The 14546-nt window shown below is 68.9% G+C and carries 11 protein-coding genes; 7 read left to right on the forward strand and 4 right to left on the reverse strand.

The window, feature by feature from the left end; all coding sequences use genetic code 11:
* The first annotated feature begins 31 nt into the window (after positions 1-31).
* The 6 genes from ET475_RS06935 to mnhG are packed head-to-tail and all read left to right on the forward strand — an operon-like array spanning position 32 to position 6362.
* Positions 32-2938, forward strand: a complete 2907-nt coding sequence (locus tag ET475_RS06935; RefSeq protein ID WP_129387715.1) for a Na+/H+ antiporter subunit A — start codon at positions 32-34, stop codon at positions 2936-2938.
* Complete coding sequence (locus tag ET475_RS06940) at positions 2935-3543, forward strand: Na(+)/H(+) antiporter subunit C (protein WP_129387718.1); 609 nt, start codon at positions 2935-2937, stop codon at positions 3541-3543. The genes ET475_RS06935 and ET475_RS06940 overlap by 4 nt, the downstream gene beginning before the upstream one ends.
* The gene (locus ET475_RS06945; RefSeq protein ID WP_129387721.1) at positions 3540-5108 is read left to right on the forward strand and encodes a Na+/H+ antiporter subunit D; all 1569 of its coding nucleotides are present in this window, start codon (positions 3540-3542) and stop codon (positions 5106-5108) included. The genes ET475_RS06940 and ET475_RS06945 overlap by 4 nt, the downstream gene beginning before the upstream one ends.
* Entirely contained in the window at positions 5105-5653 is a 549-nt protein-coding gene (locus tag ET475_RS06950; RefSeq protein WP_129387724.1) for a Na+/H+ antiporter subunit E, read from the forward strand. Before ET475_RS06945 ends, ET475_RS06950 begins: the two co-directional genes overlap by 4 nt.
* Positions 5650-5913: an MrpF/PhaF family protein gene (locus ET475_RS06955; RefSeq protein WP_129387727.1), complete on the forward strand. Its 264-nt coding sequence runs from the start codon at positions 5650-5652 to the stop codon at positions 5911-5913. Before ET475_RS06950 ends, ET475_RS06955 begins: the two co-directional genes overlap by 4 nt.
* Positions 5913-6362, forward strand: a complete 450-nt coding sequence (mnhG, locus tag ET475_RS06960) for a monovalent cation/H(+) antiporter subunit G (protein WP_129387729.1) — start codon at positions 5913-5915, stop codon at positions 6360-6362. The genes ET475_RS06955 and mnhG overlap by 1 nt, the downstream gene beginning before the upstream one ends.
* A 72-nt stretch (positions 6363-6434) precedes the next feature.
* Here the strand turns inward: mnhG and ET475_RS06965 are convergent, their stop codons facing one another.
* The gene (locus tag ET475_RS06965; protein WP_129387732.1) at positions 6435-7262 is read right to left on the reverse strand and encodes an aggregation-promoting factor C-terminal-like domain-containing protein; all 828 of its coding nucleotides are present in this window, start codon (positions 7260-7262) and stop codon (positions 6435-6437) included.
* Positions 7263-7674: 412 nt separating this feature from the next.
* On the opposite strand from ET475_RS06965, the gene ET475_RS06970 reads away from it, so the two are divergent.
* On the forward strand, positions 7675-8169 hold the full coding sequence (locus tag ET475_RS06970) for a hypothetical protein (RefSeq protein WP_129387735.1): 495 nt from the start codon (positions 7675-7677) through the stop codon (positions 8167-8169).
* Positions 8170-8318: 149 nt separating this feature from the next.
* Here ET475_RS06970 and ET475_RS06975 read toward each other — a convergent pair whose 3' ends face one another.
* From ET475_RS06975 to ET475_RS06990, 3 genes are all read right to left on the reverse strand, one after another.
* Entirely contained in the window at positions 8319-10916 is a 2598-nt protein-coding gene (locus tag ET475_RS06975; protein WP_340638613.1) for a penicillin acylase family protein, read from the reverse strand.
* Positions 10917-11042: 126 nt separating this feature from the next.
* Positions 11043-12968 (reverse strand): YhgE/Pip domain-containing protein, encoded by a 1926-nt coding sequence (locus tag ET475_RS06980; protein ID WP_129387738.1) that lies wholly within the window; start codon positions 12966-12968, stop codon positions 11043-11045.
* A gap of 969 nt (positions 12969-13937) precedes the next feature.
* On the reverse strand, positions 13938-14543 hold the full coding sequence (locus tag ET475_RS06990) for a TetR/AcrR family transcriptional regulator (RefSeq protein WP_129387741.1): 606 nt from the start codon (positions 14541-14543) through the stop codon (positions 13938-13940).
* Positions 14544-14546: the final 3 nt, after the last annotated feature.

Here is a 14546-nt window from a genome sequence, read left to right on the forward strand (position 1 = left end):
GCAGACCCCCGACCAGCGAGGAGGCCGCAGTGTGCTGATCCTGCTGGCGGCGTTCGCCCTGGTTCCGCTGCTGCTGCCGTGGGCCGTGCGCCTCTTCGGCGCGCGGGCGTTCTACGTCGCCGCGGTGCTGCCCGCCGCTGCGTTCGTGCATGCGGCGCTGCAGGCGCCGGCCGTGCTCGGTGGTGATATTCCGTTCGAGACATACGCCTGGATCCCCAGCCTGCACATCAACCTGTCGATGCGCATGGACACCCTCGGCTGGGTGCTCACGCTCATCGTCACCGGCGTGGGCGCTCTCGTGCTGCTGTACTGCCGCTGGTATTTCGAGGGCCACCTCGAGGGCGTGGCGCAGTTCGCCGCGGTGCTGCTCGGGTTCGCCGGCGCGATGTACGGACTGGTCCTGACCGACGACATGGTCGTGCTGGTGATGCTGTGGGAGGTCACCAGCGTTCTCAGCTATCTGCTCATCGGCTTCTACCACCGCCGCGGCGCGAGCCGCAGATCGGCGCTGCAAGCGCTGCTGGTCACGACGATCGGTGGCCTGGTCATGCTCATCGGCGTCGTGCTGCTGGTCATCCAGGCGGGCACGACGAGTCTGTCGGGCATCATTGCCGATGCCCCGACCGGGCCTGTCGTCGACGCCGCAATAGTGCTCATTCTCGTAGGGGCGCTGAGCAAATCTGCGATCTTCCCGTTCCACTTCTGGCTGCCCGGCGCGATGGCGGCGCCGACACCGGTCAGTGCCTATCTGCATGCCGCAGCCATGGTGAAGGCGGGCATCTACCTCATCGCGCGGCTGGCGCCGGCGTTCGCCCTCGTCGGGCCGTGGCGGCCCATTCTGCTCGGGCTCGGCGCGTTCACGATGCTGCTGGGCGGCATCCAGGCGCTGCGCGAGACCGACCTCAAGCGGATCCTCGCCTACGGCACGGTCAGCCAGCTCGGTTTTCTCACCGTCGTGCTCGGCTACGGCACGCGGGATGCCGCGCTCGCCGGGCTCGCGCTGCTGGTCAGCCACGCGCTGTTCAAGTCGTGCCTGTTCCTGATCGTCGGTGTCATCGACCGGCAGCTGTCGACCCGCGACATCCGCGAGATCTCGGGCCTGGGCCGTCAGGCGCCGATCTTGGCCACCGCATCGATCATCGCCGTGTGCTCGATGGCCGGGGTCATCCCGGCCATCGGCTTCGTCGCGAAAGAGAGCGTGTTGGGGGCGATTCTGGTTCCCGCCGATGGCTGGGACATCGTCGCTCTGGTCGGCGTCATCGCAGGATCGGTCTTGACGGCCGCCTACGGCATCCGGTTCGTCTGGGGTGCGTTCTGGCGCAAGACGACACCGGCCGGTGAAGATATGCCGAGAACGGAATGGCCGGTTCCGCGGGCGGGCTTCGCTCTGCCGCCGGTGGTGCTGGCGGCGCTCTCGCTGCTCGCGGGCTTCGCCGCGCCGTGGCTGGATTCCGCCTTGGCGGGCTACGCCGACACCGTGCCCGGTGGGGGGCACGAGCACCTCGCACTCTGGCACGGGTTCACTCCGGCGCTCTGGGTGTCGTTGGCCACGCTGGTCGGCGGGGCGCTCGTGTTCGCCGGCGCCCGGGCCATCGGCTGGGAGGAACGTCGGCGCGTGCTGCCGTTCACCGCCGCCGAGGCGTACAACGCGACGCTGCGCGGCATCGCACGGCTCTCGGTCGCGGTGACCCGGGTCACCCAGCGCGGATCGCTGCCGATCTACGTCGGCACCATCTTCGTCGTGTTCGTCGCCGCCGAGGGCACCGCGCTGCTGGCGAGCCCGAGCTGGCGCACGCAGCTGGATGCCTGGCAATCACCCATGCAGGTGTTCGTCGCCCCGCTCATGATCATCGCCGGACTGGTCGCCGTGCGCGCGCGCAAGCGTTACACCGGCGTCGTGTTGGTCTCGGTGACGGGCCTGGGCATGATCCTGCTGTTCGCCACGAGCGGTGCCCCCGATCTGGCACTGACCCAGGTGCTCGTCGAAACCGTGACAATGGTCGCCTTCGCCCTCGTGCTCCGCCGCATCCCCGCGCGGATGGGCGCGCACAACGCGTCGGTGTGGCCGGTGGCACGCGCTGTTCTGGGCGCCGCGGTGGGCCTTGTCATGGCGGCCGTTGCGGTGGTGGCCACGGGCGCGCGCGAGAAGGCGCCGATCTCCGACACCTTCCCCGAACTGGCCTACCGGCTCGGCCACGGCAAGAACGTCGTCAACGTCGCCCTGGTCGACCTGCGCGGCTGGGACACCATGGGCGAGCTGTCGGTGCTGATCCTGGCGGCCACGGGTGTGGCATCGCTCGTCTTCGTCACCCACCGCGCCGATCTGCTGTCGTCGCTGTCGGCGCTGCCCGAGGGCGTGCGCGGCGCGCGGCGCCCGCTGGTGGAGACCGCCGACGGCCTGCGGCGGGAGTCGTCGGGCGCGGCGGGCAAGCGCGCCTGGCTCGTCGGCGGCGGACGGGTGCGGCCGGCCGAGCGCTCCATCATGCTCGAGGTGATCGTACGAATTCTCTTCCACACGATCATGATCGCGTCGATCTATCTGCTGTTCGCCGGGCACAACCTGCCCGGCGGTGGATTCGCCGGAGGCCTGGTGGCCGGCATGGCGCTGGTCATGCGCTACATCGCGGGCGGTCGCTACGAGCTGGGCGCTGCGGCACCCGCCGACGCCGGGCGCCTGCTGGGCGCGGGCATGATCTTGGCCGTCATCGCCGCGCTGGTGCCACTCATCTTCGGCGCCGCGCCACTGACCAGCGCCGTCTTCGAGGCCGACATCCCCGTGCTCGGGCACATCGAGTTCGTCACGTCGACGATCTTCGACATCGGCGTATACCTGGTGGTCATCGGTCTCGTGCTCGACGTGCTGCGCAGCCTGGGCGCCGAGGTCGACCGGCAGCTGACCGCGCAGCAGGATGCGCCCGCCGAAGGGGTGGCGCCATGACGGCCAGCGGCATCCTCATCGTCATCATGGCGGTTCTGTTCGCGTGCGGCGTCTACGCGATGCTCGAGCGCAGCCTGACCCGGGTGCTGATCGGGTTTCTGCTGCTGGGCAATGCGGCCAACCTGCTGCTGCTGATCGTCATGGGCGAACCGGGGCTGCCGGCGTTCTTCGGCGAGGCAGACAAAGACGACATGAGCGACCCGCTGCCGCAGGCGCTGACCCTCACCGCCATCGTCATCACGTTCGCCGTGTCGGCGTTTCTGCTCGCGCTGATCTATCGCTCCTGGCAGCTCGGCCAGGCCGACACGGTCACCGACGACGAAGACGACGTCGCCCTGCGCGGCCCCGACCACGTCGCCGATGAAGACGCGCTCGACGACGAGGTCGAAGTCGAAGACGCCGACGACGAGATCTCGTCGGACTTCGTCGATGTCACCACTTCGCCGATCACCGTGCTGCATCATGCCGACAATCCCGCGATCGACGACGACGCTCCCACCGACCAGAGCGACGCTCCCACCAACCGAAGCGACGCTCCCACCAACCGAAGCGACGCTCCCACCGACCAGAGTGACGCCCCCCACGACAAAGGCGACGACGCATGAACGCGCTGATCCCGCTGCTGGTCACGCTGCCGCTGCTGGGCGCCGCCGTGGCGCTAGTGGCCGGCCGCCACCGCCGGCTGCAGATAGCGGCATCCGTTGTCACCCTCTCGGCGGTCGTGGTGATCGCAGCTGTGCTGTTGCTGGCGGTGGATGCCTCGGGTTCGCCGGTCGCGGTCTCGGTGGGCGGCTGGCCCATTCCGTTCGGCATCGTGTTGTACGTCGACCGGCTCTCGGCTCTGCTGGTGGGCGTCTCGGCGGTCGTGCTGCTGGCGGTGCTGCTGTTCTCGGTGGGTCAGGGCTACGCCGACGGCGACGATGACACGCCCGTCACGATCTTCCATCCGACCTACCTCATCCTCGCGGCGGGCATCTTCAACGCCTTCATCGCCGGCGACCTTTTCAACCTGTACGTCGGGTTCGAGATCCTGCTGGTGGCTTCGTATGTGCTGATCACCCTCGGCGGCACCGAATCGCGCATCCGCACCGGGGTCGTCTACATCGTCGTCTCGCTGGTGTCGTCGATTCTGTTCCTTGCGGCCATCGCGATGATCTATGCGGCCGTCGGCACCGTGAACATGGCCCAGATCGCCGAGCGGATGGCCGAGCTGCCGGCATCCACTCAACTCGTGCTGCACCTGATGCTGCTCATCGCCTTCGCGATAAAGGCAGCGGTGTTTCCGCTCTCGTTCTGGCTGCCCGACTCGTACCCCACTGCGCCGGCCCCGGTCACCGCGGTGTTCGCGGGTCTTTTGACCAAGGTCGGCGTGTACGCGATGATCCGCACCGAGACGCAGCTGTTCCCGTCGAGCAACGTGAACACGCTGCTGCTGATCGTGGGCCTCGCCACGATGGTGATCGGCATTCTCGGCGCGCTCGCACAGGCCGAGCTCAAGCGCATCCTCTCGTTCACGCTGGTCAGCCATATCGGCTACATGGTCTTCGGCCTGGCCATCGCCACCCCCGCCGGATTCGGCGCCGTGGCGTATTACATCGTGCATCACATCGTGGTGCAGACCACGCTGTTCCTCGCGGTCGGACTCATCGAGCGTCGCGCCGGGTCGACGTCGATCCTGCGCGTGAAGGGACTCATGCGCGCAGCGCCGGTGCTGGCCGTGTTGTTCTTCATTCCGGCGATAAACCTCGGCGGGCTGCCACCGTTCTCGGGCTTCATCGGCAAGTACGCGCTCTTCGATGCGGCCGCGCGGGTGGGCACGCCGTTGATGATGGTGCTCATCGTCGGCGGCATCGTCACCTCGCTGCTGACGCTGTATGCACTCATGCGCGCCTGGAACCTTTCGTTCTGGCGCGAGAACGACGAGCCCGACGAGGCCGAGATCGAGACGCTCGACCGGGTCGCATACCTGAAGGGCGCCCCGGCGGCCGCCGAGCAGAGCGAGCGCCGGGCCATTCCCCGCATCATGACGGCGGCCACGGCGGGCATGGTCGCGGTGACCCTGGCTCTGACGGTGTTCGCCGGGCCCCTCTACGATCTGTGCACGCGCATCGGCGACGGCATCGCTCACCCGGTGCACGTCACGCAGCTCGACGAGGAGGCGACAGAATGAATGCTCTGAAGTCGCTCTGGCGTCAGCTGCCATTCTTCGTGTGGCTGATCGCCCTGTGGATGCTGCTGTGGGGCCAGTTCACGGTGCTGGCCGCCGTCACCGGCCTGATCGTGGCGTTGTTCGTGACCCGGGTCTTCCGGCTGCCGCCGGTCGAGCTGTCGGGCCGGATCAACCTCTGGTGGGGGCTTGTCTACATCGTCGAGTTCCTCGCCAACGTCGTGATCGGCTCGCTCACGGTCGCCTGGCAGGCCGTCGACTGGCGCCACCAGCCGAGCTCGGCGATCATCGCGGTACAACTGCGCACCGACGACGACCTCATCATGACGCACGTCGGGGTCACGGCATCCCTCATTCCCGGTTCGCTGGTCGTGCACACCGACCGCGATCAGCGCATCATCTACCTGCACTTCATCGGCGTGCATTCGCTCGATGACGTTGAGAAGCAGCGCCGCGGGGTGCTGCACTGGGAGGAGCGCATCGTGCGGGCGGTCGGTTCTCGCGCCCAGCTCGACGCGCTGCGCCGGGATGCCGGAGGTGAGAGATGACCGTCATGGTGTGGATCATCTACCTGGTCTTCGCCGCTGCGGCCCTGCTGGCGCTGTGGCGCATCGTGCGGGGTCCGTCGATCCTCGACCGGGCGGTGGCCGCCGACGTGCTGCTGACCGAGGTGCTGTGCATTCTCGGCGCCGACATGGTGATCAATCACCACACCAAGACGCTGCCGGTGCTGCTGATCATCGCGGCGATCGGCGTGTTCGGCTCGATCGCGATAGCCCGGTTCGTGGCGCGGAAAGGCGGACAGTGATGGATGCCGCACTGGACGTGGTCTCGGTGGTGCTGGTGCTCATCGGCGCCCTGCTGTGCCTGACCGCGGCGATCGGCGTCGCCCGCTTCACCGACGTGCCCACCCGGCTGCACGCGGCGACCAAGCCGCAGGTGCTCGGCCTCATGCTCATCTGCCTGGCCATCGCCCTTGCGCTGCGGTCGTGGCCGGTGACGGCGTTCCTGGTGCCGGTCGTGCTCATTCAGCTGGCGACCGCGCCGCTGTCGGCGCACATGGTCGGGCGGCAGGCGTACCGCAACGGCCGCATCGACCGGCCGTCGATGGTGGTCGATGAGCTCGCCGATCGCGCTGCCGGTGACGAGGTGGGCGACCCGACGACGACGCCGACCTCGCCGACCCCGACCATCGCGCCGGCGTCGGACGAGCCCTCGCCCGATGAGAGTGCGCCCGACGGGCGCGGGAACGGGTGAGACCCGCATCCACGTCCGTCAGGCGCACTCTCAGCGAAGCATCCCGGTGCCGTGCGGTCGGAGTGCGACGGCTCAGTACCAGCCGGTGGACTGGGAGTGGCTCCACGCGCCGCACGGCGTGCCATAGCGGCTCTTGATGTAGCTCAGACCCCAGTTGATCTGCACGGTCGCGCTGCTCTGCCAGCCGGCGCCCATCTTCGATCCGGGAAGGGCCTGCGGAATGCCGTAGGCGCCCGACGGGTTGGCGGCGTTCACGCGCCAGCCCGACTCGCGATTCCACAGCGAGTTCAGGCACGAGAACTGGTCGGAGCCCCAGCCGTACTTGCTGGCCATCGCGCTGCGCGCATACGCACGCGCCGCCGACGGGGAGTTACCGCCGGCCGCCGAAACGCTGCCGGTCGAGGCGGCGACGGCGCCGCCGCCGCTCGACGACGACTGCGTGGCCTTCTTGGCCGCGGCCTCCTGCCGCGCCTTTTCGGCGGCAGCTGCGGCGGCCTTCTTCGCAGCCGCCTTCTTCGCGGCGGCCTTGCGGGCCTGCTCCTTGTCGTACTTGACGACCTTGGCCGCGACGGTCGCGGTGGTGTTGCGCAGTTCGGCGGTCAGAGCCTCGACCTGCGCGGGAGAAGCGGCTGTGGAGTCTTGGATGTCGGCGATCTGTGTCGTCAGTGACGCCGTGCTCACCTTGCCGTGCGCGAGGTTCGCGGTGCCGCGCGCGATGTTCGCGTAATACGCGGCATTCTGGTCGACCGGGCGGGGCCCGGTCTCGACGTGGGCCGGGGTGTCATCTCGCGGCGGTGCGCCGGCCGCGCTGGCCGGAACGGCCACGACCGCAAGAGCGGCCACCGCTGAGATCGTGAGGAAAAGGGACTTCTTCGGGTGGGTCAGGGTGCGAAGGCGCACGGGGCTCCGATGTTCGTACTGTCCCGCCGTGCGTGGCGCGACCCCTTGCGGGGCGCGGGCTACAAGTGACATCTTCAGCGGGATGCCACCTGGGCGGGCTGGTCGTCTCGGCTGGCCGTGTGCTCTGCGACACGGGTGTCGCGCGGCACTATCCGGCGTTGTGTCAGAGGTGCTGGGCCTTCGGCCATGCGGCCGAACCGAGACATCCACCGTCTCGATCGGGTGCCGGGGCGGGGACCGGTCAACCGTAGGTGCCGTTTCTGGGCGGTTCCTCCGAGAACGCTGGTAACGAATCAATAACGGGATGCCGCGGCGCGGCATCGGCTCGACGTCGGCAGGCAGCATCCCGGCCCGGCTACCGAACGCATAACGATGCGTTTGCGGGGGCTGCGGCATCCGCATACTCGAAGACATGGGGCGAGGACTCACCGGGCCGGCGGCCAGTGCCGTACTGGCACTGGGCCTGCTCACCGGGTGCTCCGGAGCGCCGTTCGGCACGGCGGGTCAGTGCGTGGACTGGGTGGCCTTCGACACACCCGCTGACGCTCTGGAAGATGCGTCGTCGGCGGTGGTCGGCACTGTCGGGGAGAAGGTCGGCGAGGCGAACCTCTTCGGGTACACCGTGAACGCCTGGAGCGTGCAGGTCGACCACTGGGCGAAGGGCTCGGGCGAGGGGAGCATCCGTGTGCTGTCCGCACCTGAGACCTGCAGCGCGGGATCGCCGTATCCCGGTGGCGACCCGTTCGGTGCGGCATCCGGCCTGCAGCTGATCCTGCTGCACGAGGAGAACGGCGCACCGCGCACCATCACGCCATGGCAGGGCATCGTGCCGGCGCCGGGCGGGGTCGTGCCCGAGGCGTGGCCGCCCGGAACGATGGGCAGCCCGCCGGCGACGCCGGGGGAGTGATTCGCGCGGCGATTGGTCGTTTCGTCTCGCTGCGCTCGCTCAACGACCGGGCAGGGCTCGCTCAACGACCGGGCGCGGCTTGCTCAGCGACCGCGCGCGGTCCGCTCAACGACCGGGCGCGGTCCGCTCAACGACCGGGCGCGGCTCGCTCAGTCGGCGGGCGCCAGCACCAGGGTGTGCGTCGCGGCAGCCTTGACCGCCTTCGGCGAGAACGCCCACGGCAGCGCTTGAACGTGCTGCCACGCCTCGGCCTGGTCGTCGTAGTTCGGGTGGAAGGCGTGACCGCTTTCGCCGGTGAGGTTGGTCCACGTCGACGCGTCGAAGTTCGACAGGTCGACCACCATGCGCATCGACGGCACGGTCGACACGTCGAAGCCATCGCCGATCGCCCAGCCCGTGGCATCCACCACACTCGACCCACCGCCCACGGCGAGCGGACCCCGGTTGAAAAGCCACTCGATCGGCGCGATGCCGCTCGAGCCGAACGTTGCGCTGGTCAGCGTGAGCTTGTGGATGCCGCCCCAGGTCCACTGCTCGGGATTCGAGCCCTCGAGCTCGGCCAGGCGGTGGTATGCGTCGGTCGCGGCCTTGACGAGCATCTGCTGCTGGCTGGTCACTGAGATCTGGTCGTTGGTCCACCAGCTCGAGTCGGGGTCGTCGAGCAGATTGTCGGCGACGAGGAACAGCCGGCTCTGGCTGCCAGTGGGCGCCGGATGCTCGCGGCGGGTGAAGAGGTCCTGGGCCAGCTCGTCCCACACCACGTTCGCGTAGGCTGCCGCGGCCGAATCGACGGCGTTCTGGCCGTCCCACAGGTCGAACAGGTCGAGGGCCGACTGCACCTGCGTGTCGTCGACGGTGATGTCCTTGTACGCGGTGATGAGCTTCTTGCCGATCCAGAAGTCGGTGTCGGACTGAATGTCGCGCATGTCCTGCACCGTGAGCTTGTGGTCGGCCGAGGCTCGCTGGATGAGGTCGGTGATGCGCGCGGCGCGCCAGCCGTAGTCCCAGTCGTTGGTGAGGAAGTACGGATAGTCGTCGCCCGTGATCGCGTTGTTGGCCGTGACGATGTACCCGTCGTCGGGGTTGTACAACACCGGCAGCTTCGCGAACGGAATGAAGCCCTTCCAGTCGTAATCCGAGTCCCAGCCCGGCTGTGGCATCGACCCGTCGCCGGCACCGCGAATCGGCAGCTTGCCGGGTGCCTGGTATCCGATGTTGCCGTTGACGTCGGCGTAGATGAGGTTCTGCGCCGGCACGTCGAACTGCTCGGCCGCGGCGCGGAATCCGGCGAAGTCCTGCGCCTGGTCGAGAGTGAAGATGGCCTCGGCGGTCGTTCCCGGAGTCAGTGCCGTCCACTTCAGCGCGACGGCGGTATCGCCGTCGGGCATGCTGCTCGGCTCGGTGACCTTGCCATCCGATCCGGTGACCGGATGCTGCGCGATGGCGGCATCGTCGTCGTTGACGCTGGAGATGATCGGGCCGTTGTTGGTCGACCGGATCTCGAGGTCGACGTCTTTTCCGCCGGCGACCTTGATGGTCTCGTGCGAGATCTTCAGGGGCACGAGCTTGCCGTCTCGCCAGTAGTCATCGCCCTGGACGCGCTCGAGGTACAGGTCGGTCACGTCGGTGGTCAGGTTGGTGAACCCCCACGCGATGCTCGTGTTGTGGCCGATGACCACGCCCGGAACGCCGGAGAAGCCGAAACCGGCGACGTCGAACGGGCAGGCCGCCGACACCTTCGCGCACCGCAGACCGATCTGATGCCAGATGCTGGGCATGGCGGCGCCCAAGTGCGGATCGTTGCTCAGCAGCGGCATCCCACTCTCGGTCAGATCACCCGATACCACCCAGGAGTTCGAGCCTACGCCCTCGCCGACCTGCCCGATGAGCGCGCTGGCAGCCTCGACGACATTGTCGACCTGCTGCCACTGCAGCGATGCCGGGGCGGTCGAGCCCGCCTCGACGTCGGGGGTCTTCGCGTCCGGGGCATCCGTGGACAGCTCCGGCACGATGACCGGGTTCTGATCGAACGGGTAGGCGGGGTAGAGGTCGGCGATCTGCTCCTGCGTGTAGCCGGCGCCAGCCAGCAGAGCGCGGTCGGTCTCGTCGCCGAGGTTCGCGCGCAGATCCCAGGCCATCGCCTTCAGCCACGCGAGCGAGTCGGCGATCGTCCACTTCTCGATCGTGTAGTCGGGGTTCTGCAGCCCCAGCACGGCGTACTCCAGCGAGACTGCGGCGCCGTGGTGGTCGGAGAGATAGGCGTTCACCCCGTCGGCGTAGGCCTGATAGTAGGCCTTCGCGTCATCCGAGAGCAGGTCGACCTCTTGCTCGGCGACCTTGCGCCAGCCCAGCGTGCGCAAGAACGTGTCGGTGGGCAGCTGCGAGGCTCCGAACAGCTCTGAGAGCCGGCCGCTGGTCACGTGCCGGCGAAAGTCCATCTCCCAGAAGCGATCCTGCGCGTGCACGTAGCCCTGCGCGAAGAAGAGGTCGTGGGAATCGTCGGCGGTGATGGTCGGGATGCCGCGATCATCGCGCTGCACCGTGACCTTGTCGTTGAGCCCCGAGGTCGTGATGGTGCCCTCGAGCGTCGGGAACGAGCGCTGGATCGTGAAGACGACGAACCCTGCGGCGACGACGGCGATCACGACGAGTCCGGCGAGGACGCTGAACGCGGTGATGCCGATCTTTCGGCCGAGGGGCATCTTGGCCTTGGTACGGGTGGCGGGTGCGGGGCGGGCTGCTGACACGGCTGGACTCTTCGTCGTCGAGGTCTACGGAAGCGCCCACCGTTCGGGTACGCGGGCGTCCTGGCATCGTATCGCCCGGGCACGGGGAACCCCGAACCCTGTTCGGAATCCGCGTGGCGGCGCCGCCTACCCGATCAGGCTCGGCTGCAGGTCGCGCAGCGTGCGGCGGTGCGTCATGCGCGTGACGCCCAGCGCCGCTACCGCGAGCGAACCCACCAGCCACAGCGCGAGCACCCCCAGATCGGCACCGGCACGGGCGAGGTCGCCGCCGTACATCAGCTGCCGCATCGCGTCGACGACATAGCCCATCGGCAGCACGTGGTGCAGGGCCGCCAGCGGCGCCGGCAGTGTCTGCCAGGGGAACGTGCCCCCGGCAGTCACCAGCTGCAGCACCATGATCACCAGACCCAGGAACTGTCCGACCGAGCCCAGCCACACGTTCAGCGCCAGAATGATCGCCGTGTAGGTGAACGATGCCGCGACCATGACGCCGAGCGTGCCCCACGGGTTCGCAAAGCCGAATCCGAGCGCGAGCGCCAGCACGCCGAACAGCCCGATCATCTGCACCCCACCCAGCACGGCCGGGGTCAGCCATCCGGCGATGGTCACCCTGATCGGCTTGCGCAGCGCGGTGACCGCGCGCTTGGAGATCGGCTTGACGATAAGGAACAGCGCATAGATGCCGATCCATCCGGCCAGCGCCGCGAAGAACGGCGCCAGGCCTGCGCCGTAGTCCTCGGCCGAGGCCACCTTGCCCGACTCGATCTCGACGGGGTCGGCGATGGTCTTGGCCTGCGCGGTGCGCAGCTGTGTCGTGGATGCCGGGATCTGGTCGACTCCGTCGCTCAGGCCGTCGCGCAGCTGTGCCGCACCGTCGGTGAGGGTGCCCAAGCCTTTCTGCAACGCTGTCGCGCCATCGCGCAGCTGTGTCGACCCGGTCACCGCCGCGTCGGTGCCGTCGGCGACCTGGTCGGCGCCCGACGACAGCGTGGCCGCGCCCGAGGTCAGGTCGGCGGCACCGTCGGCGACCTGCGCCGCGCCCGCCGACACCTGATCGGCGCCCGAGGCGAGCTGATCGATCTTGCCGACGGCATCCTGCACCTTCGCATCGCCGTCGCGCAGCTTGTCGGCAACCGGATCCAGCTTTGCCAGGACCGCGTCGATCTGGCTCTGGTCGAGTCCCTGCTCGGTCAGCAGGTCGGCGATGTCGCTGCGCGCGTCGGGCAGCGCGTCGGTGACGGTCTGCACGGCGCTGCCCGCGGCATCCGCGTACTCGGCGATCTGCCGTGTGCCGTCGGCCACCTGCGCCGCACCGTCGGCGACATGCGTTGCGCCTGTCGAGAGGGTGGCCGCGCCGTCTGTCAGCTGGGAGGCCCCGTCGGCGACCTGGTGTGCGCCGGTGGAGAGCTTCTGCGCGCCGGCCGAGAGCTGCGCTGCGCCGTCACGCAGTTCGCCGGCGCCGTCGTGCGCAGACTGCGCTCCGTCGGTCAGCTGCGCCGCGCCGTCGGCAGCGGTGACGAGGCTGCCGCGGATGTCGGAAAGTGCCGTGAGCATGCGGCCGGCCGCTTCGCGCCCGACCAGCTGTGCGACCGACGCGCGGATCTTCTCCACGGCCTGGTCGCCGATCGTCGAGGCGAGGTAGTTGTTGGCGTCGTTCGTCTCGAGTTCGATCGTGGCCTGCCGGGGCTGGTCGGTGGAGACGCTGGTGAGGGCGTCGGAGAAGTCCTTCGGGATCGTGACGGTGAAGTCGACCTCGCCATGGTGCAGGGCGTCGGCTGCTTCGTCGGTCGTCATGCGCTGCCAGTCAAACGCCTTGCCCTCGATCAACTCGTCGGCGATCTGGTCGCCGTAGTTCACCTCGCCCTGGCCTTCGTCGGCGACGACGAGCGCGACGGGAACCTCGCTGAACTGCCCGTAGGGGTCCTGGTTTGCCCACAGGTAGAGCCCCCCGTACAGGATCGGCACCGCCAGCAGCGCGATCAGGGCGAGGATGCCCATCTTCGTGGAGGTCAGCCGCCGCAGTTCGGCGGTGATCATCGCGGGGATCTTCACCGCTCGTCCTCCTCGGGCTCGGGGCGGGGTCAGCATCGGGTGCGGCCTCGCCCGGCGCGGCCTCGCCCTCTGCGGCCTCGCCCGGCGCGGCCTCGCCCTCCTCCCGGTCGGTTCCATATGGAATTTGCGAAACCACATCAATTTCGCGGCGGTTTGATGTGGTTTCGGCAATTCCATATGGAATATCCGCACGTGCATCGGCACCGGCATCCGCATCCGCATCCGCGTCGGCGTCGGCGTCGGCATCTGCATCGGCAGGCGTGCCGGCACCGGCACCGGCATCAGCCGCGGCCTCGGCCGGCGGGGCGGATGCCGGCTCGGGGGAAGGTTCCGGCTGGACGCCGGGGGCGGGGGATGCCGCGGTTTCGCCGGATGCCGCATCCATCCCGTGTAGCACCATGGCCGAGGCCCGCCCGGCGATCACGAGCATGGCGTACCCGCGGGCGGCGAAGTCCTCGACGATGCTCCACCACTCCCGCGGGTCGCCGCCGTGTCGGTCGGGCGAGACCAGCACGATCGCCTCGACGCGGGGGCGCAGCGCTGTCAGCTCGAGCAGCAACGACACCCGCTCGCGCGGTCCGACGGCCGAGATCGGCATCCGTCCCATCCCGCCGAAGCCGTTGTCGTCGAGCCAGCGTCGGGCCGCGATCAGGTTCGATGGGCGCCCGGCGAACATCAGTTCTTCTTCGACGAGGCCGTACACCGTGACATCCGGCGCCGGATCGCACACCTCGGGCGCATCGACCAGAGCCGTGCGCGTGCGGATCGACCGCGCATCGGCGGCGCCGTCGAGCAGCACGGTGCCAGTGTCAGGCTTCATCCGCCCCGATGCGATGAGTCCGAGCACGGCGGGGCGCTGTTCGGTCTCGGCCTCGACGAGCACCGCCGTGCCGCTCTGAAACGCCGTCGTCGTCGCGTCGAGCGCCCGCGCGCGGGCCGGCCCCTTCGCGACATCCCGCAGTTCGATCTTCATGCCTTCTCCCCCTCGATGATCAGATCATCGATCTGCTGCCATCCCAGGCCCGCCGCGCTGAGCACGGCGCGTTCGGCGAGATGGTGGCCGCGGGTCTGTGCCGGATCCAGATGAGTGATCACGCTGCGCGCGGCCTCTTCGACCAGCCGCACAGTGACGGCGGGCGGGATGTCGCGGCGCAGCACGTCGCGCTCGAAGCCGCGCTCGCAGATCTCCAGCAGCCGCACGCGCACCGGGGCGAGAGCTTGCGCCGTGAGGCGCGCGAGCTTGTCGTTCAGAGCCACCGCGACCGCCGCGTGCACGTGCTGCGCCTCGCCCCACAGCCCGCGGGCCAGGTGTGCAAGCGCGCTGCGCGGATCGTCATCGGTCACCGACTGTGCGATCGCGTTGAAGCGTTCGGCGCCTTCGGCGATCACGGCGGTGATGAGGGCCCCCCGGTCCTCAAAGTGGCCGTAGAAAGCGCGACGTGACAGCCCGGCGGCCTTCGCGATCGTGTCGATGGACGCGTGTGGGTCGTCAGCCAGAACGGTGACGGCCGCAACGAGGATGCCGGCCCTGTTCTGGGCGGCGTCCTTTCGACGCGGCGGATGCGGTGTGCTCACTCC

The sequence above is a fragment of the Microbacterium protaetiae genome (assembly GCF_004135285.1).
Classification (GTDB): Bacteria; Actinomycetota; Actinomycetes; order Actinomycetales; family Microbacteriaceae; genus Microbacterium; species Microbacterium protaetiae.

Coding starts and splice junctions, on each gene's coding strand:
- ET475_RS06940 (WP_129387718.1), top strand. CDS start 2,935: ATGACGGCCAGCGGCATCCTCATCGTCATCATGGCGGTTCTGTTCGCG.
- ET475_RS06945 (WP_129387721.1), top strand. CDS start 3,540: ATGAACGCGCTGATCCCGCTGCTGGTCACGCTGCCGCTGCTGGGCGCC.
- ET475_RS06950 (WP_129387724.1), top strand. CDS start 5,105: ATGAATGCTCTGAAGTCGCTCTGGCGTCAGCTGCCATTCTTCGTGTGG.
- ET475_RS06955 (WP_129387727.1), top strand. CDS start 5,650: ATGACCGTCATGGTGTGGATCATCTACCTGGTCTTCGCCGCTGCGGCC.
- mnhG (WP_129387729.1), top strand. CDS start 5,913: ATGGATGCCGCACTGGACGTGGTCTCGGTGGTGCTGGTGCTCATCGGC.
- ET475_RS06970 (WP_129387735.1), top strand. CDS start 7,675: ATGGGGCGAGGACTCACCGGGCCGGCGGCCAGTGCCGTACTGGCACTG.